This is a genomic window from Actinoplanes sp. NPDC051470 (assembly GCF_040682035.1).
Taxonomy (GTDB): domain Bacteria; phylum Actinomycetota; class Actinomycetes; order Mycobacteriales; family Micromonosporaceae; genus Actinoplanes.
In genome coordinates this window covers 118,877-139,747 of the sequence record NZ_JBFBAA010000008.1, presented here as the reverse complement: position 1 = coordinate 139,747, position 20,871 = coordinate 118,877, and the positions used below count along the sequence as shown (strand labels likewise).

The window sequence follows — 20,871 nt, the reverse complement described above, 5'->3', positions numbered from 1 at the left end:
CCTCCTTCATCCGATCCGCGTGAGGTACGTGGCGCCGTAGTCGCGCCCGTCGCCCGGGAGCTGTCCGTTGACCGGCGTCATCCGCTGCTCGAACCGGCCGGTCAGCGGGTCGTCGTCGATGACCACGAAGGACGCGAAGCCGCTGATCCGGTAGTCGTTGCCGCGCACCGCGTCGGTGACCGGCAGAAGCACCGGCTCCCCGCTGCTCCGGGCGGCGTCGAGGGCGGCGGTGCAGTCGGCCGGGGCGGCCGGCGCGGTCACGGTGTCGGCCGTGTCGAACGTCCGCTCGCAGCTCCCGTCGACCGCGAACGACGTGTAGCCGGTAGTTGCCGACCAACTAGTCGGTAAGTTCTGGCCGCAGGACGCCGGGCTGGCGCCGCCGGCGGCCAGGGCGCCGGTGGCGGACGGGTAGACGGCGCCGTTCTGGGTGGCGTCGGCCCAGGCGCAGTGCGAGACGGCGAGGGCCAGGACGGTGCCGGTGGCCGGGGCGCCCCACGCGACCTGGGCGCAGGCGGCCACCGTGGTGCCGGCGTACCCACCGGCCATGGCCTGCGCGAGCACCGGGGGCAGCAGGGTGCCGCCGCCGCCGTCGCGGGTCTCGGTGCGGACCTCGGCGAACGACGCGGTCAGGGCGGTGGGCAGGGCCGGGCAGGGTTCGGTACGCCCGCGGGGCTCGCCGCCACAGCCGGTGGCGCAGACGGTCACCGAGGCGGCCGACCGGCCGTCGCGGGCGTTGCCGTCGGCCTGGCGCTGCGCCAGCGGTTGCTGGGCGGCGCACGTGGCCGGCGTACGCACGCAGGAAGCCGCGACCGCCCACGCCGCCGCATCCGCACCGCCCTGCAGTTGCTCGCGCTCGTGCGCGATCAGCCCGACGTCGATGACCAGTGCGCCCAGCCCGAGCAGCACCCCGCCGCCGAACAGGATGGCGACCAGAACGGCCACCGCGCCGTCGTCGTCGCGGTCGTGGGTCAGTGGTAGGCCCGCACGGTATCTGGCCCGCGGATACCGCGCTGCGCGACCACCGGGTTTCAGCCGGCGCATGCCATCACGCCCGTGGCGCGCAGCTCGAACGTGTCGGCCGCGCTCTGGCCGAACAGCAGCATGAGGCTGCCCAGCGGGGTCTTCGCCTGGTAGCGGTAGGTCAGGGTGACGCGGGCGTCCTGGTCGGGGGTGGCGTCGGCCGGACAGGACGTGACGCTGACCGACGACGGCTGGTCGCCGAGGACCGACGCGGCCCGGCCGCCGACGTCGGACTGTCCGAACGCGGCGGCCCGGGCGCCGGCCTGGGCCGCCTCGGTGAGCAGGATCTGCCGGTTGAGCAGCATCCCGAAATCGATGATGCCGAACAGGATGAGCAGGAGCAGGGGCAGCACGATCGCCGTCTCGACGGCGGCCGCCCCGTCCTCCGCGTGCGTCAGGTGGTGGAGGAGTCGCCGCTCAGCTGGTTCGCGATGTCGTCGAACATGGCGTCGATGTTGCCGCCCAGCAGCGTCACCGACGAGATGATGATGACCGCGATGAGGCCGACGAGCAGGGCGTACTCGACCGCCGTGGCACCCTTGTCGTGGTCCGCACGCCGGGAGGAGAAGCGCGTCGCCATCTCGTGGAGCAGGGTGGTGAGCATCGGAGTTCTCCCTCTGGGGTGCCGCGACCGATTGCGCCGCCACGGTCAGCCTGTCGCAATGTGTATCGGTCCCAGAAAGGGCCATCAAAGGGTTTGGGCTCGTCATGAAGGCTCGGCGAACCACCTGGCGACCTGGCCCGGGGAGACGTCGTAGCCGGTCGCCCGTGGCCCGGCCCAGTTGACCCCGACCAGGTGGCCTTCCCGCTCCAGGCCCGGCAACCAGCGGCCCAGCCAGTCGGCCAGATCGATCTCCACGACATCGAACTTCCGGTACGCCGCGACCTGACCGACCACCTTCTGCGCGCGGGACGACTTCGACCAGAACGGCAGCGTCGTCGTCCCGTCCGGGTCCTTCGCCACCGGATAGCCCCCGGCGTCACGGATCGAGAAGACCCGGCCCTCCTGGGGCGTTTCGCGCCGGAACGCCGCCCGATGTGCGCCGCTGAGCGACATGCCACTTCCTCCGTACCCTCTGCTACGCCGATCCACGGTCTATCGTCGCTCTTCGGAGGGTTCGGGGTGATTTGAATGGAAATTTAGTCGAGGAGCGACAGCCGCTTGACCAGCTTGTCGATCCGGTTCCGCGGCCCGACCAGGCTCACCGCGAGGTAGTCCGGGGCCTCGTCCTCGCCCAGCCGGCGCAGATAGTCGTCGTAGACCCGGGTGGCCTGGGCCGCGACCGGCATGTCGGCGACGAAGACGCCCTCGGTGGCCCGGGCGCGGATGTCGGCGATCTCCTCCCGCGTCGCGCCGAGAACCGTGCATCCGGCCCACGGCAGGCCCGGGTGCACGTTGCCGGCGGCGTCCTTGCCGTCCGGGCCGAGCAGCCCGGTCACGCCGGTGGCGGTCGCCGCGGCCACGCAGACGGCGGCGTTGGCGGCTCGGCCCTTGTCGAGGTCGCGATCGACCAGGACGACCCACTTCAGGCGGGCGGTGCGGGTTGATTCGTCCGTACGGATCTCGGTGGGCTCAAAGCCAATCTGTGCGCTCATGTGTCTGAACGCTATTCATAGCGACGGCCTCGACTCAAGGAATCCGTACTTAATTCGGCTAGGCTGCCCGGATGGCCGAGCTGGACGAACTTGATACGGCGATCCTGCGCGAGTTGCAGGTCGACGCACGGCGCACGAACCGCGACATCGCGGCCGCCGTCGGGGTGTCGCCCACCACGGCCCTGGACCGCACCCGGTCCCTGCGCGAACGGGGCGTGATCCGGGGCGCCAGCCTGACGATCGACCTGCACGCCATCGGCCGCCCGGTGCAGGCCCTGATCGCGGTCCGGATCCGCCCGCCGTCGCGCCGCAACATCGAGGCCTTCCGCAACTGGGCCGGCGCCCTGCCCGACACGCTCGGCGTGTTCGTCACCTCGGGCAGCGAAGACTTCCTGCTGCACGTGGCCGTCCCCGACAACGACGCCCTGTACGCCTTCGTCATCGACCGCCTCACCGAACACGCCCACGTGGCCGACGTCCGCACCTCGGTCGTCTACGAGCACCTCCGTAACGACCGCATCGCGCCTGCTTAGGGTTGGCTCGTGGAGATCAGGGAAGCTACGGCCGCTGACTGGCCGCACATCTATCCGTTCTGGGCCCGCATCGTCGAGGCGGGGGAGACCTACGCGTACCCGGAGAACCTCGACCAGCACGAGGCGGCCGCGCTGTGGATGGAGCCGGCGCCGGCCCATGTCGTCGTGGCGGTCGAGGGCGAGCGGGTGCTCGGCAGCGCCAAGATGGGACCCAACCGCCCGGGCCGCGGCGCGCACATCGGCACGGCCAGTTTCATGGTCGATCCGGACGTGCAGGGGCGGGGCGTGGGACGTGCCCTGGGCGATTACGTCATGCGGTGGCTGAGTGATGCCGGCTATCACGGGATTCAGTTCAACGCGGTGGTCGAGTCCAACGTGGCGGCCGTCAATCTGTGGCAGGCGCTCGGATTCCGCATCATCGGCACGGTTCCGGAGTCGTTCCGGCATCGTACGAACGGGCCAGTAGGCCTCCACGTTATGTACAAGAAACTCTAGTAAGCACCTAAATCCCAGAAAATCCCTAAAGTCCGAATAGCCTGTATTGCGTCGGTCGCTCACGGGGGCGTCCGAATCTTTACAGGAGGCTTCGGCATGAACAAGATCCGGCGGATCGGTGCAATGGTCGCGGCGACGGTGGCGGCTACCGGCATGGCGATGACGGTTGCCGCAGCGCCCGCCCAGGCTGCCCCGCAGAAAGGCCCCATGCCGCTGAGCAACCTGCTGGCCCCGATGGTCGAGAACAACGGGCCGCAGGGTCAATGGCAGTCGGTCAAGTTCCGGTCCAAGACCAAGGCCTGCAACTTCAAGATGCGCGTCTGGGACTTCGCCCCGAACGCCACCGTGGTGCACCCGCAGGGCTTCTACACCTCGCTGTGGCAGGGCCCGACGCTGAACAAGAACGAGATCGACTTCGCCTCGGTCAAGTTCTACACCGGCGACTACAAGCCGGGCTGGACGGTGCAGACCTTCCCGGCCACGATCTGGTGGGACAACTGCAAGAAGAAGGCCAAGACCCAGAGCAAGAGCACGCTGTTCGTGGTCTGGGTCAAGGGCTTCTGACCCAGGCCCCGGAAACGGGATGCGCGCGGCCGGCGGGGGCGGCCGGCCGCGCGCACGTCTCTGAGGGTCAGACCCTCCGGCCGGCCGCCGCCATGATGAGCGCGGCCGGGCCGGCGCAGACCAGCTCGAGGGCCCGGCCCACCATCGCCGGGTCGTACGTCGAGGCGTGGAACGTCGCCTCCAGATGCAGCACCCCGCCCATCTCCGACGTGGTCAGCGTGATGCCCTCCGGGCCGTTGAGCGTCGGGACGCTCTGGTTCACCCGGTGCGCCGCGTCGATCGCCCACGGCAGGTCAGCCAGCACGTCGTGCCGCCCCTGGTTGCTGAAGGTGAGCCGGACCAGCGGGTCGGCCGGCGCGGTCGACGGGTACGGGTCGGGGAACCCGGGCGCCCCGGTCACCGCGAGCTTGCTCTCGCGCAGCAGCATCATGGTCAGCATGCCGCCGGTGGCCAGCTCGCCCTTCAGGGTCTTGTGGATGGCCATCGGGTCGAGCAGCGATGCCGGGGTCAGGTACGGCCCGAAGCAGAAGTTGCTCTCCACCGTCACACCCTCCGGCAGGTAGCGCCGGGCGTCGGCGAGGAACGTCGCACCCGTCAGGTCGGGGTGGAAGCCCAGCTCGCGCAGCGCCGCGGTGAACGCCGCGAAGGTGATCGCCGAGGTGGTGACGCCGGGCGCGTGCTCGTCCCGCCAGACCCGCATCCTGCCGAGCACGTCGGCCGAGCGCGCGGTCTGCACGGTCAGGTTCGCCGTCCACGGCCGTTCGTCGCCGGTCTCGAAGTGCGGCGTACGGGCCATCTTCAGCGCGTCGCTCCACCGGCCCGGGTGCTTGCCGAACGTCTGCCACCACGCGCCCGGCAGCGCGAACCGGCGCGGCATCGGCGGGATGGCGGCCGCCCGTTCCTCGCCCGCCGCCCGCACGACCTCGCGCAGCAGCGTGTTCACCGGGCCGGCGTCGCCGTACGAGTGGGCCACCTTCATCGCCACGTAGCCGCCGCCGACCAGGAACCGCACCGGGTGGTGGGCCCGAGGCTCGGACTGGAGCCGGCGGGTCATCGCGTCGAAGTCGGCCGGCCCGTCGCCCAGGTCGGTGACGGCCTCGGTCACGTACGCGGCGAAGGTCGGCGCGTCCAGGTGCAGCCAGCGGCCGCCGGTGCGGTCGAGCCGGGAGACCGCCCGGTGGGTCGGGTCGGCCGCGTGCAGCCCGATCAGGGCGGCCCGGACCCGCTCGGCGGTCACCCCGGTCAGGGGCCCGACGGTACGGATGTACTCCAGCGGCAGCCAGGCACGCTCGTGCAGGGTGAGGCGGGTGGCGGACATGGTTCCTTCCGGGAGGTCAACCGCGTCGGCCCGCCGGGACGGGAGCACGACGCGCAGCACGATGGGCGCGACGATGATCATCTCCAGGGCCATCACCCCGGCGACCCAGGCGACCAGCTCGGTCAGGCTGCCGCGGGAGCCGCCGTACCAGGCGGCGGCCAGCTCGGCGAGGCCCGCGAAGACCGAGAAGACGCCGGCCCCGCGGACCTTGCCCTGGACCCGGGAGATGGCCAGGAAGAAGTGGTGGAAGACGAAGGGGATGTAGGTCAGGGCCAGGATCGCCAGGGCGGGACCGGCCGCGGCCGCGTACTGGGCGCCGAAGAGGCCCATCACCCAGTCGGAGAAGACCGCGACGAAGATCGACACCGGCAGGCCGACGACCAGGCAGATGAGCAGGCCGACGCGAACCTTGGAGCGCAGCGCGGCCCGGTCGCCGCTGGCCACGGCGAAGAGCGTGAGCGCCACGTTGCCGGGGACCATGGCCAGGAACGAGGTGACCATGAACGCGGTGTAGAAGGCCGCGTTCGCCTCGGCCGACAGCACCGCGGTGACCACCAGCGGCAGCGCCGCCCGCGGCAGGTAGGTGGCGAGGTTCAGCAGGTTGTGGTCGAAGGTGGCCTGGCCACGGCCGCGCATCAGGTTCAGCCGCGGGCGGACCGAGTCGACCATGCCGCGCCGGCGCAGCGCCCGGCTCAGGATGGCGACCGACAGCACCATGCCCGCCACCCAGGTCAGCAGCACCGTGCCGCCGGTCAGGTTGAGGGGCAGGATCACCAGCAGGCCGAGCAGCACCAGCTTGATCACCGAGAACCAGGCGTTGCGCATCAGCTGCATCGGGCCGGCCAGCAGGCCGACCAGCGCCTCGTCCAGGACCAGGGTCATGGCGTTGAGCGCGATGCCGAAGACCAGCAGCACGGTCGCGGCGGGGGAGCCGAGCGCGTCCTTCAGGCCGGGGACGGCCAGGTGGGCCAGCGCGACGTAGATCAGGCCGCCGACGGTCGCGGCGCTGCCCGCGACCAGCAGGCAGGTGGAGATCAGGTCCCACTTGCGGCCGGTCAGCCGGGGGAGGTCGGAGATCAGCATGGTGCCCATGCCGAACATGCCGATGGTGCCGATCAGGGTCATCGCGGCGACCGCGGCCGACGCCTGGCCGACCGCCTCGGCCGGCGCCGTGCGTGCGGCCACCCACCAGTACGCGAAGCCGAGCAGCGACGTGATCGCCGTGGTGGCCATCAGCGAACCGGCGTTCAGGAACAGGTCGACGTGCCCGCGCAGCCGGCCGAGAATCCCGTGCCGCGGCGCGGGTTGGTTCGGCGCGCTCTGTGGCACGGCCTCGATTGCGGTCACTCGTTCCCCCAAATGATCGACCAGCAAACGGTAGTTACTGGACGTAATTGGGCGGTACGGCGAAGCGGTCCGAGATGCGGCACGGTCCTCCGACGGATCGCTCCGGTCGAGCGATCATGGATGACCCGTTCGGCGGAGCTTTGTTGGGCCTGAGGTCCCATGCGTTTTGCCAGGTCACAACGTTAACGCCGGTTTCGTGAGTGATCTGGATCGCCCGACTCACGCTGGGTGTTGCCGACCGTCACAGCCAGCCGACCCGTTTCAACCGGCGGTACAGCGCGACCGCCGCGACCAGCATCAGGGCGATCACCCCGGCGTAACCGTACTTCCAGCGCAGTTCCGGCATGTGCTCGAAATTCATGCCGTAGACCCCGGCGATCGCGGTCTGCACCGCCGCGATGGCCGCCCACGAGGCGATCTTGCGCATGTCGTTGTTCTGGTCGATGGAGACCTGGGCCAGCCGCGCCTGCATGATCGAGTTCAGCAGGTCGTCGAAGCCGGCCACCCGGTCGACGGTCCGGGCCAGCCGGCCGCGCACGTCGACGAAGTACGGCCGGAGGCCCGGCGGCGGCAGCTCCGAGTCGAGGACCCGGTGCAGCGGCTCCTGCAACGGCAGCACGGCCCGCTTGAACTCGACCATCTCGCGCTTGAGCTGGTACATGTGCGAGATGGCGGGCCGGCGGTCGGTGGCGAACGCGGTCTCCTCCAGCCGCTCCATGTCCCGCTCGACGTGGCCGGCGACCTCCAGGTAGCCGTCCACCATCGCCGCGCACACGGCGTGGGCCACCGCCCACGGGCCGAGCCCGAGCATGGCCGGCCGCTGCTCCAGGTCGCGCCGCACATCCCGCAGCGCGCCCGGGGCGCCGTGCCGCACGGTGATCACGAACCGTTCACCGATCAGCAGCGTCACGTCGCCGGTGTCGACCACCTCGGAGGTCTCGGTGAGCTCCTCGTGCTCCACGTACCGGGCGGTTCGCAGCACGATGCGGGCCACGTTCCCGATGGTCTCGGCGGCCGGCCGGTGCCCGCCGTCGATCGCCTGCTCCACAACCAGGTCGTGCAGCCCGAACGCGTCGCCGACGGCCCGCATGACGACCAGGTCGGGTTCGTACAGCCCGAGCCAGACGTAGCTGTCGCCGCGGCGGCGGACCTCCCGGGCGGCCTGGGTGAAGGTCACCCGCCCGGGCCGGCGGGCGCCGCGCGCGTAGACGCCGCAGTCGACGACGGCGTCCGGGTTGCCCTGGCGACGGACCTGGGCGGGCATCGTCTGCCCGCCCGGTCCGACCAGGTTCTCCAACAGTCGTCTGAACGGCCGCTCCGGGCCTGGCATCCACCGCACACCGGAGAACGTAGCGGTCAGGCGTCCTTCTGCATGGCCCGGACACCGACGGCCAGGCCCAGCGCGGCCACCAGCACCGCCGCCGCGGCCCCGGTGAGCGTGGTGGTGGCCCAGATGTCGCCGTCGAACAGCGCGCGCTCGGCGTTCTCCACGTACGTCAAAGGGTTGAACTTGGCCGCGGTCTGGAGCCAGCCGGGACCGTTGCCGATCGGCAGCAGCATGCCGGCCAGCAGCAGCAGCGGGAACAACAACGTCTGCTGAATGGTCCAGAACAGCCACTCCTGATGCTTCGAGGCCAGGGCCAGCGTGTACGAGAGGGCGCCCATGCCCACGCAGAAGCCGGCCAGGATCAGGATCCCGATCAGCGCGCCGGCCAGGTGAAGCTCGAAGCCGAACGGCAGGCACACCGCCACGATCAGGGCGGCCTGCGCGAACATCGGCACGATCTCCTTGAGCGCCCGCCCGATCAGCAACGCCGGCCGCCGCAACGGGGTGACCAGCATCCGCTCATGCGAGCCGGTCTGGATCTCGAAGTGGCGAACAGACACGACATCACCACGATGCCGGGTACGAACCACTGCAGCGCCCCGCCCTCGATGTCCGGCAGCAGCGGCGCGAACAGCCCCAGGAAGACCAGCGGCTGCACCATGCTGATGATGATCGTGAACGGCTGCCGCAGCGTCGGCCGCAGCTCGCGGCCGAAGACGGTGCCGATGTCGGTGACAAGACTGGTCATGGCTCAGACCTCCACGAGCTCGCGGTCGACGGCGGACTCCGGCGCGGCGCCACCCTCACGGAGGCTGCGACCGGTCAGTTGGAGAAAGACGTCGTCCAGGGTTGGCCGGGTGACCTCGATCGAGGTGACTCCGAGGCCCGCGGCGCGAAGGTCTTCGAGGATGCCCGGGAGCAGCCCCGGCGCGCCGTCGACGCTGATCCGGAGCGTGCGCTGCTCGAGCAGCGACACCTGGTGGGGCATCCGATCGGCCGCGGCCGCGGCGTCAGGTGAGGTGGCGAACCCCAGAGTGATCCGATCACCCACGTGCTTGGCCTTGAGCCGGGCCGGGCTGTCGTCGGCGATGATCCGGCCGTGGTCGACCACGATCACCCGCTCGGCCATCGAGTCGGCCTCGTCCAGATAGTGCGTGGTCAGCAGGATCGTCGTTTCATGCTTCGCCCGCAGCGCGACGATGTGCTCTCTTCTTGTCGCCCAACTTCAAGATCAAGAGCCTGATGTCGTAGCTCGGCGGGAGGTACAGACCGTCGCTCCCGCCGAGGCCGGGCGCGCGGCTCCAAGGCCGTGACCGGCCAGAACAGAGCCGCGCACCCTTCATTCTGCGTGCGTGGTCGCCCTCCGGGCGCTCCGCGCCCAACCCCACCCCGCGGCCCTTTGCTCTGAGCGCATATAGGCACCACCTGGATGCCGGCGACATCCGGATACCGCCACCATCGAAGTGTTGCCTATACGCGCTCAGAGCAAAGGGCGCGAGCGCCGTGGGGGTGACCCCTTACGCAGAATGAAGGTCGCGCGGCTCTGGTTTGGACGCGCCAGCGGCCAGGAGCCGGGTGACCGGCCTCGGCGGGAGCTGCGGTCAGCACCACCCACTCAGGTGCGACATCAGGCCCTTGATCTTGAAGTTGGGCGCCAAGAAGAAGGCGTCTCAATCATGTTCCCCAAGCTATGAGGGCTTGCGGTCAGTTTCTGTCCGCAATGGGGGACAATCTGGAGTCATGGCGAACACCAGTGCTCGGATGCTCCGGCTGCTGTCCCTGCTGCAGACGCACCGCTACTGGCCCGGGGGCGAGCTGGCGGGTTGGCTGGAGGTCAGCCCGCGGACGCTGCGGCGGGACGTCGACCGGCTGCGTGAGCTGGGCTATCCGGTGGACGCGGCGCGTGGGGTCGCGGGCGGCTATCAGCTCCAGGCCGGCGCGGCGGTGCCGCCGCTGCTGCTCGACGACGACGAGGCGGTCGCCATCGCGATCGGGCTGCGGACGGCCGCGGCCGGCGCGGTGTCCGGGTTCGAGGACATCTCCGTGCGCGCGCTGGCCAAGGTGATCCAGCTGCTGCCGCCCCGCCTGCGCCGGCGCATCGACGCGTTGCAGGCGATGACCAGCCCGGGCGTCTTCGGCGGCGGCCCCACCCTGGACGCGGGGGCGCTGACCACGATCGCCATGGGCTGCCGCGGCGAGGAGCGGATGCGCTTCGACTACACCGCGCGCGAGGGCGAGGTGACCCGGCGGCACGTCGAGCCGCACCGGCTGGTCTCGCTCGGCCGGCGCTGGTACCTGATGGCCTGGGACCTGGAGCGCGGCGACTGGCGCAGCTTCCGGGTCGACCGGATGAGCGGGCCGACGCTGACCGGCGCCCGGTTCCGGCCCCGGGACATCCCGGGCGGCGACCCGGTGGCGTGGCTGCGCTCGCGGCTCGCCTCGGTGCAGACCCGGCACGAGGTGTCGGTGCTGATCTCCACGCCGGCGTCCCGGGTGACCTCGGTCGTCGGGTACTGGGGCACGGTCGAGGAGGCCGGACCGGAGTCGTGCCGGCTGCGGATGAGTGTGGACGACCTGAACTGGCCGGTCATGGTGCTCGGCACGATCGCGGCGCCGTTCACCGTGGAGTCGCCGCCGCAGCTCACCGAGGCCGTCCGGCGGGCCGGCGAGGCGCTGTTGCGGGGCGCGGCGACGTCGTGAATGGACGGACGGGCGCCCCCGTGGCGCCCGTCCGCACGGCGAAGGTACCGGCGGGGTACGACATTTTCTGGTTGAGTGCCGCCCATGACAGTGCTTCGGATCCGTGGTGTCGGGCTGCCCGACGGCGAGACGATCGACCTCTACGCCGACGGCGACCGCTGGACGACCGAGCCGGCCCCCGGCGCCGAGCTGGTCGCGGACGGCTGGATCCTGCCCGGCCTGGTCGACGTGCACACTCATCCGGGCGCGGCCAAGCCCGGCGACCCGCTCGACGAGAAGGTGCTGCGTGACGATCTGCGGCTCCAGGTGGCCACCGGTGTCACGCTGATCCGCTCGCCGGGGCTGGCCGGGGAACCGCCGGAGTGGTTCGGCCGCGACCCCGACGTGCCGCGGGCCGTGCACGCCGGGCCGTGGCTGGCCCGGCACGGCGCCTTCTTCGACGGCTGGGGCCGCCGCGCCGAGCCCGCCGAGCTGCCCGAGCTGGCCGCCGCCCAGGCCGGGCGCACGGGCTGGGCGAAGATCATCGCCGACTGGACGCTGGAGTCCGAACCGCTGTCCTTCGCCACCCTGCGCGCGGTCGTCGAGCGGGTCCATGCCGTCGGCGGCCGCCTGGCGGTGCATTCCCAGCACCTGGCCGGGGGTACGGCCGCAGTGGACGCCGGCGTCGATTCGGTCGAGCACGGCATGGGCCTCGACCCGGCCGCCCTCGACCGCATGGTGGCGAACCGGGTCGCGTTCACCCCGACGCTCTCCGTCCTGCAGACCGGCCTGGCCCGGGCCCTGGCGCGACCGGAGAGCCCGACCCGCACCTGGTACGTCGGGGGCGCCTCGGCGCATCCGGCTCTCGTGGCGGCCGCCGCCGAGGCCGGCGTGACCGTGCTCGCCGGCACCGACAGCCGGCCGCACGGCGGGATCGCGACCGAGGTGCGTGCCCTGGCCGCGGCGGGCGTGCCGGCGCACACCGCGCTGGGCGCCGCCTCGTGGGTGGCCCGGGACTTCCTCGGCCTTCCCGGCCTGGTCGACGGGGCGCCGGCCGACGCCGTGGTGTACGCGCGGGATCCGCGTACCCAGCTGGAGGAGCTGGACCATCCACAGGCCGTGATCCTTCGCGGCGTTCTCATCTAGGTTTGGCTCATGACGGTTATCGGTGTCACCTATCGGCCCCAGAACCCGCCCGAGAACCTGCGCGCGGCCGTGCAACTCGCCGACCAGCTGGGGCTCGACGAGCTGTGGCTCTGGGAGGACTGCTTCCTCAACGGCGGCATCTCGGCCACCGCGGCCGCCCTGGCCTGGAGCGAGCGGATCCGGGTCGGCGTCGGCCTGACCCCGGTGCCGTTCCGCAACGTGGTGGTCGAGGCGATGGAGATCGCCACGCTCAGCCGCATGTTCGGCGACCGGGCCATCGTGGCGGTCGGCCACGGCGTGCAGGAGTGGATGGGCCAGGTGGGCGCCCGGGCCGACTCGCCGCTGACGCTGCTGCGCGAGTGGCTCGGCGCCCTGCGCCCGCTGCTGGCCGGCGAAGAGGTCACGACCACCGGCAAGTACGTCTCGCTCGACCGGGTCAAGCTGGACTGGCCGCCGGCCACCCCGCCGCCGATCGTGGTCGGCGCGATGGGACCGAAGACGCTCAAGCTGGCCGGCGAGCTGGCCGACGAGACGATCCTGGTCAGCAGCGTGACGCCGGACGGTGTGCGGGAGGCCCGGGCCCACATCGGCGACCCGGCCCACAAGATCATCATGTTCGCGCCACACCCGCGCGGCCGCACCGGCGACGCCAAGACGGTCGCCGACTCGATCCGGGCCTACGTCGAGGCCGGCGCCTCCTCGGTCATCATCGAGCCGGATGCCGACGAGCCCGACCTGCACGCGTTCTTCCGGTTCGTCGCGGAGGAGGTCCGACCCCTGGTCGACTGATCCACATATGGTGACCGGCATGCCGATTCCGCCGTACATCCAGGCTCTGCGCAACGACATCGGGCACCGGCTGATCCTGACGCCCGGCGTGACCGCGGTCGTGTTCGACGACGCCGGGCGGGTGCTGCTCGGCGAGCGGGCCGACAGCGGCCGGTGGGCGCTGCCGGCCGGGGTCATGGAGCCGGGGGAGCAGCCGGCCGAGACCATCGTGCGCGAGGTGTACGAGGAGACCGCCGTGCACATCGAGCCGGAGCGGGTGGTCAGCGTGCTGACTCAGCCGGTGACCACCTGCCCCAACGACGACCTGGTGCAGTACGTGGACATCACGTTCCGGTGCCGGGCGGTCGGCGGCGAGGCCCGGGTGAACGACGAAGAGTCGCTGGCCGTCGGCTGGTTCGCCCTCGACGACATGCCGCCGGTCGGCGACCTGGGCAAGCACCGCATCGAGTGCGCCCTGTCGCCGGGGACCTGGTTCGCCGTGTAGGGAGCCGTGTAGAGAGCCGTGCAGGGAAAAGCCGCTAGAGAGGGCGGGCCCGCACGTGGTCGTCGTGCCAGTTATCGCCCACCTTGAACCGCTTGGTGCCCCGGATCGTGAAGCCGTTCTTCTCGTAGAACCGGGCCGCCCGGGCGTTGAGCTGGTTGACGCCGAGCCAGCAGAGGGTGGCGCCGGTCGCGGCGGCCGCCGCCAGCGTGGCCGCCATCAGGTCGTGGGCGATGCCTGAGCCGTGCCGGTCCAGCAGCACGTAGAACTTGCTCAGCTCGATGCTGCCGTCCGGGTCGATCACCCGGCGCACGTCCTCGTCGGCGATCGGGCCGCGGACCAGCATCGTGTAGCCGACCGGGGTCCCGTCCTCCTCGGCGACGAGCAGCACGCGGTTCTCGTCCTTCAGGTATTCCGCGAAGCGCGCCTCGGACAGGTGCGTGGTCACGAAGTCGTCGACGTCGGCCTGGGTGGTGCCGGGCGGGCAGGCCAGCGCGAAGGTCTCGGCCGCGACGTCGTGGAGTTCGGCGGCGTCGCTCGGGGCGGCGCGGCGGACGGTGATCGCCATGCGCGGATCCTATCCGCGACACACGTCACGACCTTGCGGTACGTCATGAACTGGAAACAGCATTTAGAGTCGTGCCCGTGCGACGACTCGACGACGTCATCCCCGTGCCCGTCTCCGCTGTTCCCGCGGACGGGCACTTCGCCATCACGCCCGCCACGCAGGTCTCGGCCGATCCCGGCCTCGCCTGGGTGGCGGCCTTCCTGGGGCTTCCGGCCGCCCCGTCCGGCGGCGCGATCCAGTTCGCGCTGGGCCTCGACGGGCCGGATGAATCGTACGAGCTGGACATCTCCGATTCTTCGGTCCGGGTCCGGGCCGCCACTCCGGCCGGCGCGTTCGCCGCCGTGCAGACGCTGCGGCAGCTGATCTCCGAGGGGACGCTGCCCGCCGGCCACATCGCCGACCGGCCGCGGTTCGCCTACCGCGGCGTGATGCTCGACGTGGCCCGGCACTTCTTCACTGTCGACGAGGTCAAGGCCTTCATCGACGCCATCGTGGCCTTCAAGATCAACCACTTGCACCTGCACCTGACCGACGACCAGGGCTGGCGGCTCGAGATCCCGGGCTGGCCGCGCCTCACCGAGGTCAGCGGCGCGTCCGGCACCGGCGTCGGCGGCGAGGGCCCCGGCTTCTACACCCGCGACCACTACACCGAGATCGTCTCGTACGCCGCCGAGCGCTTCGTGACGATCGTCCCCGAGATCGACATGCCCGGCCACGTCAACGCGGCGCAGTTCGCGTACCCGGCCCTGACCGCGGACGGCAACCCGGTGCCGCAGCGCACCGACACCGAGGTCGGCTACAGCTCGCTGGTCGCCGACTCCGAGACCACGTACGCCTTCGTCGAGGACGTCATCCGCGAGGTGGCCGCCCTCACCCCCGGCCCGTTCCTGCACATCGGCGGCGACGAGGCGCAGGCCACCACGCCCGACGACTACCGCACCTTCATGTCGCGGGTGCTGCCACTGGTCGGCAAGTACGGCAAGCGGGCCGTCGGCTGGCACGAGATGGCCAACGTCGAGCTGCCCGAGACGGCGGTGCCCCAGTTCTGGCGCACCGAGCCGGCCGACGACGGCACCGCCCGGGCCGTGGCCGCCGGCAGCCAGGTGATCATGTCGCCGGCCGACCGCACCTACCTCGACATGAAGTACGAGCCCGGCTTCCGCCTCGGGCTCGACTGGGCCGGCTGCGTGGAACTCGACCGCGCCTACGACTGGGACCCGGCCGACCGCCTGCCCGGTGTGCCCGAACACGCGCTGCTCGGCGTCGAGGCCGCCCTCTGGTCCGAGACGCTGCGCAGCCGGGCCGACGTCGAGACGATGACGTTCCCGCGGCTGCCCGCGATCGCCGAGATCGCCTGGTCCCCGCGCGAGGCCCGGGACTGGCCGTCCTTCCGCCGCCGCGTCGCCGCCTACGCCCCACGCTGGCGCGCCGAGGGCACCGCCTATCACCCGTCACCGACCGTCGACTGGGAGTAACCGTCCGGCTTACTTCGCCAACCCATCCGGTACGCGCGACGGCGTCACCAACCGCAACACCCGGGCGCCGTGGCGCACCGCGAGCCGGGTGGTCGGCCGGGCCGTGACGCGTCTCTCGCGTGAGTGGTCGGTCGCGGCTGTCACCCGTGCGGGGTGTGGTGAAAATCTTCCTTAAGTTTTCCGATCCCGCGCCGTGTCGTGTTTCCGCACGTCGTAGGGGAGAGCGGAAGCTGTGCCCCCGGCGCGGGACGGAACCGGGCGCGGGAACGCGGCCTAGTGTGGTGCGCGCCTCCCCCGACTGAAGGGGCGGCTGCCGGAAGGAGCGGACGTTGGGCGGTGCCAGGGCGTGGCTCTCGGCCACCATGCTGGCCGGTTTCCTCGCGGTCGCCGTGGCCCAGCTGCTGCTGGTCGTGGTGCCGGTGCTGCTGGTGCTGTCGCTGCTGCCGTCGGGCGCGGCGCTGCGGCTCGGGGTTCCGCTCTGCATCGCCACGGTCGGTGTGATGGCGTACGCGACCTGGCGTGCTCTTCGCACCCGCCGGGTCGAGCCGGCCGGCGTCCCGGTGACCCGGGCCGATGCGCCGGCGCTGTGGGCGATGATCGACGCCGCGGCTCAGGCCGGCCAGGTGCGGACGCCGGAGCGGCTGATCGTGGTCGCGGAGGCCACCGTGGCGTTCAGCGAACGTACCCATCTGCTGGGTCTGATCGGTGGGCGGCGCGATCTCTACGTCGGGTTGCCGCTGCTCCAGGCCTGGGACAACGCCGTGCTGGGGGCGGCGGTCGCGCACGAGCTCGCGCACGCCACGCCGCGGCTGAGCCGGTGGGCGCCGTTCGCCTACCGCGGGCGGCGGGCGGTCGCGCGGATCATCCCGCGGATCACCCGGCGGAACGCGGCCGGTCCCGGGCTCCGGGGGTACGCGCTCTTCTACCGCCGCCACGACCAGCCGGTCAGCCAGGCCCAGGAGCTGTGCGCCGACCGGGTCGCGGCCGAGTTCGCGGGGGTCGCGGCCACGGTGGCGATGCTGCGCGACGGCCCGGCCATGGAGAGCCTGCAACGGGTCTTCTACACCGAGTACGTGGCCCCCGGCTGGCGCGCCGGGCACGCCCCGGACGACGTCTTCGGCGGCTTCCTGCGGATGCTGGCCGCCCGCGCCGACGAACTGACCATCCTGCGCCGCCAGGAGCCGCACACGGCCGACGAGTGGGACACCCACCCGCCCCGCCCGCAGCGACTGGCCGCGGTGACCGCCCTCGCGACCCCGGCCCCGGCCGCGTCGCCTCACGCTCAGGCCGTGACCGCGCCGGCCCGGACCGCGGCCGGGCCGGTTCTGGAGACGGCTGCCGCGGCGCCCGCCATGGCCGGTGCGGGCGCGCCGCTGCTCGACGACATCCCGGCCGGGCTCACCGACGTGGCGGCTCCGGCCGCTCCGCTCGATGAAGCTGTTCCGGCCGGCGCCCTGGCCGACGTCGAGCCGACCGGCGCCGCGCTGATCGCGGGCGACGTCGAGCTGGTGCCCGACCTGCCGGGTCTGGGCCGGGCGCTGCAGGCGGTCGCGTTCCCGCCGCGCGGACGCACCATCGTCGGCTGGGACGACTTCTTCGGCGTGGCCCGGGCGGCCGAGATGGACCGCGAGGCCGACGCCGCGCTCGGCACCCTGACCCGGGCCGCCGGCAGCCCGGTGGCCTCGGCCGCCGACGTGCTCGACCTGGCCGCGGACGGGCGGCTGCGCAAGGTGGCCGAGACCGTCTTCCCGGACATGCCGCCGGACGAGACCGAGCGCCGCATCACCGAACTGGTCACCCTGCTGCTCGCCCTGGCCGCGCTGCGCAGCGACGCCGCCCGGTGGCGGCACAGCTGGACCGGCACGGCCGAACTGGTCGCCTCCGACGGCGGCCACCTCGACCTGGGTGCGGTGGCCACGCTCGTCACCGATCCGGCGACCGTCGGCGCGGCCCGCGAACGGCTGCTCGCCCTGCGGATCGACCCGGCCGCCCCGGTGGGCGCCAACCGGGACCGCCGCACCGGCGCCGACGTGGTCGGCGGGCTGGTCAACCTGGTCGTCGACGGCTCGCGCACCGACCTGCTGATCGTGGACAACGGGTTGCTGCTGGTGCCCGGCCTGCCCCGCTCGCAGAACGGCTCGGCCAAGCGCCGGCTGGCCCAGGTCGCCACCACGGCCGACGCGACGCCGGGCGCGCGCTTCGTCCCGTACGCGGAGGTCAGCGGCGCGACCCAGACGCGCCGCACCCCGAAGGCGTGGGATCTTCAGCTCCGCGACGGCAACACGATGACCGTGCGGGCCGCGCTCGACTCGGACGAGCTGCCCGGCGGCTGGGCCGCGCTCGACAACGCGGTGGCGTTCCTGGCCAGCACCCGCTGACGCGTTCCTGGCCGGCACGCGCTGACGCGGGCCTGGTCAGCAGCCGCTGACGGGGGCGACAAACTCGGTTGATCGGCGCCCACCAGGAGGTAAATCCTTGGTGGGCGCTGAACTGTTCGGCCGTCCGGTTCGTGCTTCCTGGTAGACGGTCACACTTCCGACGATCACGTAACCGGAACTTCACTTTGGGTCACAATGGCATCTCGTGGCGGCGGCTTTAGCTTCGGATTCTTTGGGTAGATCTAGGCACAGCCGACACGAATCATGGGGAGGAGGGGCGCTGATGGAACGCGGACAGCGGGGACCCATGGCGCTCTTCGGGGCGCTGGTCGCGGTCGGGCTCGGTCCCGCCCTGTGGCTGGGCGTCCAGATCGGTGACGTGACGGTGGCGCCGCCGAAGCCGCCGGTGGTGCGGAGCGAGCAGAAGCCGAACCCGGACGCCGGGCCCGGCGGGGCGGGGGCCGCGGCCGACGAGCCCGAGCCCGAGCCGACCCGGAAGCCGAAGCGCGAGGCGAAGTACACGCCGATGGAGCCGTCCAAGCCGAAGCCGGCCGCGAGCGAGAAGTCCACCGAGCCGGCCGCCGAGGAGACGAACCCGCCCCCGGTGGAGACCACCGACCCGGCGCCGGCCCCGACCGAGGACGACGAGACCACCCCGCCGCCGGACGAGGAGGGCGCCACGACGCCCGCCGACCCGGACGAGGGCGGCACCGGCAACGAGGGCCCGGGCGGCGGCAACTCCGAAGAGACCGCCTAGCCGGCCTTGGCGAGCGCGACGACCGGGATGGGCCGGCCGGCGCGCTCCTCGTGCTCGGCGAAGAACGGGAACCGGTCCTTGACGGCCGCCCACGTCCGGTCGTAGTCGTCACCCTCGAGCGGCGTGGCCCGGGCCTGGAACGTGCGGCCGGGCACCTCGACCGTGACCGTCGGGTCGGCGAGCAGGTTGCGGTACCACAGCGGGTCGGCGGGCGCGCCGGCGTTCGAGGCGACCACCAGGTAGCGGTCCGGCTCGTCGATATACATCATCGGGCTGGTCCGGCGCCGGCCGGTGCTGCGGCCGACCGTGGTCAGCAGGAGCAGTGGCCGGTCGCCCATCGAGCGCCCGCCGTCGGCCCGGAACTCCTCGATCAGCTTCGCGTTGTGGGCCAGCAGGTCGTCCGGCATCGTCACGGCGGTTCTCCTTCCAGGTAGAGCTGGGCCAGGCCGCGGGTCGTCTCGGCGAGCATCTCGCGGAGCGGCGGGGGCGCCAGCACCTCGACGTTCGCGCCGAGTTTCAGCAGCTCGGTGTGGCCGTGCTTGATCGACTCTATGGGGACCTCGGTGACCACGCGCCCCGACTCGTCGGGCTCACCGGCCCGCTCGCGGGCCACCCGGGACATCTCGGGCGGGAAGACGAAGGCCATGAAGCGCAGGGCGTCGGCCGTCATCCGGACGGTCGCGGTGCCGGTGTAGACGCTCCGCTCGTACCGCTCGGTCCACTCCTGCCAGAACGTGGCCAGGTCGAAGCGGGGCGGCCGGACCGCGGGCAGGTCGAGCACCTCGGCGTCGAGCACGCTCGCCACCCGGTAGGCGGTGATGCGGCCGTCGGGAGCGGAGGCGCGGGCCGCCACCAGGTACCACCGACCGGCCTTGAGCACCACGCCCAGCGGCGACAGCGTCCGGCTCACCTCGCGCGGGGCCTTCCACCGCCGGTAGCGCACCGACACCTGCCGCGCGTCCCACACCGCGCCGGCCAGCGCGGCCAGGTGGGGCACCGGCTCGTCGGCCCGGAACCAGCCGGGCGCGTCGAGATGAAACCGTTCGCGTACGCCGTCAGCCCGCCCCGCGAGCTCACCCGGCAGGGCCGCCCGCAGTTTGAGCTCGGCCGCCGCCAGCACCGACTTGAGCCCCAGCTCGGCGGCCGCGCCCGGGATGCCGGCCAGCACCAGGGTGGCCGCCTCGTCGCCGGTCATCCCGGTGAGCCGGGTCCGGTAGCCGTCCAGCAGCTGATAGCCGCCGGCCGGCCCGCGGTCGGCGTAGATCGGCACCCCGGACCCGTTCAGCGACTCGACGTCGCGGTAGACGGTCCGCACCGACACCTCGAGCTCCTCGGCCAGCGCCTGCGCGGTCATCCGCCCCCGGGTCTGCAGGAGCAGCAGGAGGGAGAGCAGGCGGCCGGCGCGCATGGCCCGAACGATAGCGCCGATGACTGACAGTGGGTGTCAGTCATCGGCGCGGTGGCACGGGACGGTCAGAGCCCGATGATCCGGTTGAAGATCTCCCGGTAGCCGCGCAGCTCGACGCGCAGCTTCTCGGTGTCCTCCGTGCTCTCGCCGCCGAACTGCTCCTTCTGGCTCCGCAGGCTGGCGGTCAGCTGCTCCACGGCGTCGTCGACCAGGGTGGCCGCCTCGGCGGTGGCCTCCTTGGGGCTGTCCACGAACCGCAGCTGCACGTCGCGCCACCGGTCCTGGAAGGCCTTCGCGTCGCCGGCGTCGAAGATCGTGGTGACCGCGGGCGCGTCGACCTCACCGGGCTTGGCCGCCGTGTCCGTGCCGGGCGCGTCCGGCGCGACCGGCGCGCCGGGCACGGCCGCGGTGGTGGCGGCGGGCACCGGCTCGGGCTCGGCGACGACGACCGCGGTGTCCGTGGTCGTCACCTCGTGGGAAACAACCTTGGGGTCGTCGAAGTCGCCGCCGTCGCGGAGCGTCGCGCCCTTGTCGTCGGAGGTCTCGTCGTCGTCGGCCCGGTCGCCGGCGGCGGTCGGCCCGGCCCAGCCCTTCTCGGCGCTGTCGGTCGTCGGCTCGGCGACGGTGTCGGAGTCGGCCCGGGCGGCCGGCGCGGTGTCCGCCACCGCGTGGTCCGGCGGCGTCGGGTCCTCGATCAGCGGCTCGTCATCGGCGTCCCAGCGGTGGCTGCCGCTGGCGTCGTGTGCGGTGGTGGCGTCGTGCCCGGTGGTGGCGTCGTGCCCGGTGGTGGCGGTGTCGTCCGGGTCGGCGTCGTGTTCGGGGGTGCCGTCCGGCGTGGACGACCACGGTGAGTTGCCGCGTTGCTGCGGCAGCGCGACGGTGTCGGCCGACTCGGTGGCGTCATTGTGGGAGCCGCCACGCTCCTTGACGTCGACGTCCTTCGGGTCGGTCTCGTCCTTGTTCTCGTTCGTGAAGAAACGCATCACCGGC

The 20,871-nt window shown here is 72.1% G+C and carries 24 protein-coding genes; 10 read left to right on the top strand and 14 right to left on the bottom strand.

The genetic code is table 11. The annotated features are described in order from the left end of the window. Positions 1 to 6: 6 nt before the first annotated feature. The 5 genes from AB0M54_RS16745 to AB0M54_RS16725 all read right to left on the bottom strand — a co-directional run bounded on the left by AB0M54_RS16745 (position 7) and on the right by AB0M54_RS16725 (position 2,616). The gene (locus AB0M54_RS16745; RefSeq protein WP_364472032.1) at positions 7 to 942 is read right to left on the bottom strand and encodes a pilus assembly protein TadG-related protein; all 936 of its coding nucleotides are present in this window, start codon (positions 940 to 942) and stop codon (positions 7 to 9) included. An 86-nt stretch (positions 943 to 1,028) separates the two neighbouring features. Further along, the gene (locus tag AB0M54_RS16740; RefSeq protein ID WP_364472276.1) at positions 1,029 to 1,418 is read right to left on the bottom strand and encodes a TadE/TadG family type IV pilus assembly protein; all 390 of its coding nucleotides are present in this window, start codon (positions 1,416 to 1,418) and stop codon (positions 1,029 to 1,031) included. Beyond that, positions 1,415 to 1,624: a Flp family type IVb pilin gene (locus AB0M54_RS16735; RefSeq protein WP_364332960.1), complete on the bottom strand. Its 210-nt coding sequence runs from the start codon at positions 1,622 to 1,624 to the stop codon at positions 1,415 to 1,417. The genes AB0M54_RS16740 and AB0M54_RS16735 overlap by 4 nt, the downstream gene beginning before the upstream one ends. A gap of 102 nt (positions 1,625 to 1,726) precedes the next feature. Next, positions 1,727 to 2,077 (bottom strand): DUF2750 domain-containing protein, encoded by a 351-nt coding sequence (locus AB0M54_RS16730; RefSeq protein ID WP_364332963.1) that lies wholly within the window; start codon positions 2,075 to 2,077, stop codon positions 1,727 to 1,729. A gap of 83 nt (positions 2,078 to 2,160) precedes the next feature. Next, complete coding sequence (locus AB0M54_RS16725; RefSeq protein WP_364332966.1) at positions 2,161 to 2,616, bottom strand: DUF2000 domain-containing protein; 456 nt, start codon at positions 2,614 to 2,616, stop codon at positions 2,161 to 2,163. Between the two features lie 71 nt (positions 2,617 to 2,687). On the opposite strand from AB0M54_RS16725, the gene AB0M54_RS16720 reads away from it, so the two are divergent. The 3 genes from AB0M54_RS16720 (at position 2,688) to AB0M54_RS16710 (ending at position 4,208) form a co-directional block, all read left to right on the top strand. Continuing rightward, a complete protein-coding gene (locus tag AB0M54_RS16720) occupies positions 2,688 to 3,149 on the top strand; it encodes an Lrp/AsnC family transcriptional regulator (protein ID WP_364332969.1) in 462 nt (153 codons plus the stop codon). 9 nt (positions 3,150 to 3,158) lie between these two features. After that, positions 3,159 to 3,644 carry a GNAT family N-acetyltransferase gene (locus AB0M54_RS16715; protein WP_364472029.1) on the top strand — a complete coding sequence of 162 codons (486 nt, stop codon included), beginning with the start codon at positions 3,159 to 3,161 and terminating at the stop codon, positions 3,642 to 3,644. Positions 3,645 to 3,740: 96 nt separating this feature from the next. Next, complete coding sequence (locus AB0M54_RS16710; protein ID WP_364332975.1) at positions 3,741 to 4,208, top strand: hypothetical protein; 468 nt, start codon at positions 3,741 to 3,743, stop codon at positions 4,206 to 4,208. Positions 4,209 to 4,275: 67 nt separating this feature from the next. On the opposite strand, the gene AB0M54_RS16705 is transcribed toward AB0M54_RS16710, so the two are convergent. From AB0M54_RS16705 to AB0M54_RS16685, 5 genes are all read right to left on the bottom strand, one after another. Next, entirely contained in the window at positions 4,276 to 6,873 is a 2,598-nt protein-coding gene (locus tag AB0M54_RS16705) for a lipopolysaccharide biosynthesis protein (RefSeq protein ID WP_364472026.1), read from the bottom strand. Positions 6,874 to 7,114: 241 nt separating this feature from the next. Next, positions 7,115 to 8,203: a magnesium and cobalt transport protein CorA gene (locus AB0M54_RS16700; protein ID WP_364333015.1), complete on the bottom strand. Its 1,089-nt coding sequence runs from the start codon at positions 8,201 to 8,203 to the stop codon at positions 7,115 to 7,117. A 26-nt stretch (positions 8,204 to 8,229) separates the two neighbouring features. Further along, the gene (locus AB0M54_RS16695) at positions 8,230 to 8,760 is read right to left on the bottom strand and encodes an ABC transporter permease (RefSeq protein ID WP_364472023.1); all 531 of its coding nucleotides are present in this window, start codon (positions 8,758 to 8,760) and stop codon (positions 8,230 to 8,232) included. Beyond that, complete coding sequence (locus AB0M54_RS16690) at positions 8,679 to 8,948, bottom strand: hypothetical protein (RefSeq protein ID WP_364332984.1); 270 nt, start codon at positions 8,946 to 8,948, stop codon at positions 8,679 to 8,681. Before AB0M54_RS16690 ends, AB0M54_RS16695 begins: the two co-directional genes overlap by 82 nt. A 3-nt stretch (positions 8,949 to 8,951) precedes the next feature. Next, positions 8,952 to 9,329 (bottom strand): DUF4162 domain-containing protein, encoded by a 378-nt coding sequence (locus AB0M54_RS16685; RefSeq protein ID WP_364472020.1) that lies wholly within the window; start codon positions 9,327 to 9,329, stop codon positions 8,952 to 8,954. 611 nt (positions 9,330 to 9,940) lie between these two features. Here AB0M54_RS16685 and AB0M54_RS16680 point away from each other — a divergent pair. The 4 genes from AB0M54_RS16680 (at position 9,941) to AB0M54_RS16665 (ending at position 13,298) form a co-directional block, all read left to right on the top strand. Beyond that, positions 9,941 to 10,900 (top strand): YafY family protein, encoded by a 960-nt coding sequence (locus AB0M54_RS16680; protein WP_364472017.1) that lies wholly within the window; start codon positions 9,941 to 9,943, stop codon positions 10,898 to 10,900. An 84-nt stretch (positions 10,901 to 10,984) separates the two neighbouring features. Further along, on the top strand, positions 10,985 to 12,025 hold the full coding sequence (locus tag AB0M54_RS16675) for an amidohydrolase family protein (RefSeq protein WP_364472014.1): 1,041 nt from the start codon (positions 10,985 to 10,987) through the stop codon (positions 12,023 to 12,025). Between the two features lie 9 nt (positions 12,026 to 12,034). Further along, on the top strand, positions 12,035 to 12,814 hold the full coding sequence (locus AB0M54_RS16670) for an LLM class flavin-dependent oxidoreductase (RefSeq protein ID WP_364332995.1): 780 nt from the start codon (positions 12,035 to 12,037) through the stop codon (positions 12,812 to 12,814). Between the two features lie 19 nt (positions 12,815 to 12,833). Next, positions 12,834 to 13,298, top strand: a complete 465-nt coding sequence (locus tag AB0M54_RS16665) for an NUDIX domain-containing protein (protein ID WP_364332998.1) — start codon at positions 12,834 to 12,836, stop codon at positions 13,296 to 13,298. A 34-nt stretch (positions 13,299 to 13,332) separates the two neighbouring features. On the opposite strand, the gene AB0M54_RS16660 is transcribed toward AB0M54_RS16665, so the two are convergent. Further along, a complete protein-coding gene (locus AB0M54_RS16660; protein WP_364472011.1) occupies positions 13,333 to 13,863 on the bottom strand; it encodes a GNAT family N-acetyltransferase in 531 nt (176 codons plus the stop codon). 77 nt (positions 13,864 to 13,940) lie between these two features. On the opposite strand from AB0M54_RS16660, the gene AB0M54_RS16655 reads away from it, so the two are divergent. From AB0M54_RS16655 to AB0M54_RS16645, 3 genes are all read left to right on the top strand, one after another. Continuing rightward, entirely contained in the window at positions 13,941 to 15,338 is a 1,398-nt protein-coding gene (locus tag AB0M54_RS16655) for a family 20 glycosylhydrolase (RefSeq protein WP_364472008.1), read from the top strand. 329 nt (positions 15,339 to 15,667) lie between these two features. Further along, entirely contained in the window at positions 15,668 to 17,716 is a 2,049-nt protein-coding gene (locus tag AB0M54_RS16650; protein WP_364333007.1) for a M48 family metallopeptidase, read from the top strand. 283 nt (positions 17,717 to 17,999) lie between these two features. Continuing rightward, a complete protein-coding gene (locus tag AB0M54_RS16645) occupies positions 18,000 to 18,473 on the top strand; it encodes a hypothetical protein (RefSeq protein ID WP_364472006.1) in 474 nt (157 codons plus the stop codon). On the opposite strand, the gene AB0M54_RS16640 is transcribed toward AB0M54_RS16645, so the two are convergent. The 3 genes from AB0M54_RS16640 to AB0M54_RS16630 form a co-directional block, all read right to left on the bottom strand. Then, entirely contained in the window at positions 18,470 to 18,880 is a 411-nt protein-coding gene (locus AB0M54_RS16640; protein ID WP_364472273.1) for a nitroreductase/quinone reductase family protein, read from the bottom strand. The genes AB0M54_RS16645 and AB0M54_RS16640 overlap by 4 nt on opposite strands. Before the next feature lie 2 nt (positions 18,881 to 18,882). Beyond that, the gene (locus AB0M54_RS16635) at positions 18,883 to 19,881 is read right to left on the bottom strand and encodes a WYL domain-containing protein (protein ID WP_364472003.1); all 999 of its coding nucleotides are present in this window, start codon (positions 19,879 to 19,881) and stop codon (positions 18,883 to 18,885) included. A gap of 65 nt (positions 19,882 to 19,946) precedes the next feature. Continuing rightward, positions 19,947 to 20,864: a hypothetical protein gene (locus tag AB0M54_RS16630; protein ID WP_364472000.1), complete on the bottom strand. Its 918-nt coding sequence runs from the start codon at positions 20,862 to 20,864 to the stop codon at positions 19,947 to 19,949. Between the last annotated feature and the right edge of the window lie 7 nt (positions 20,865 to 20,871).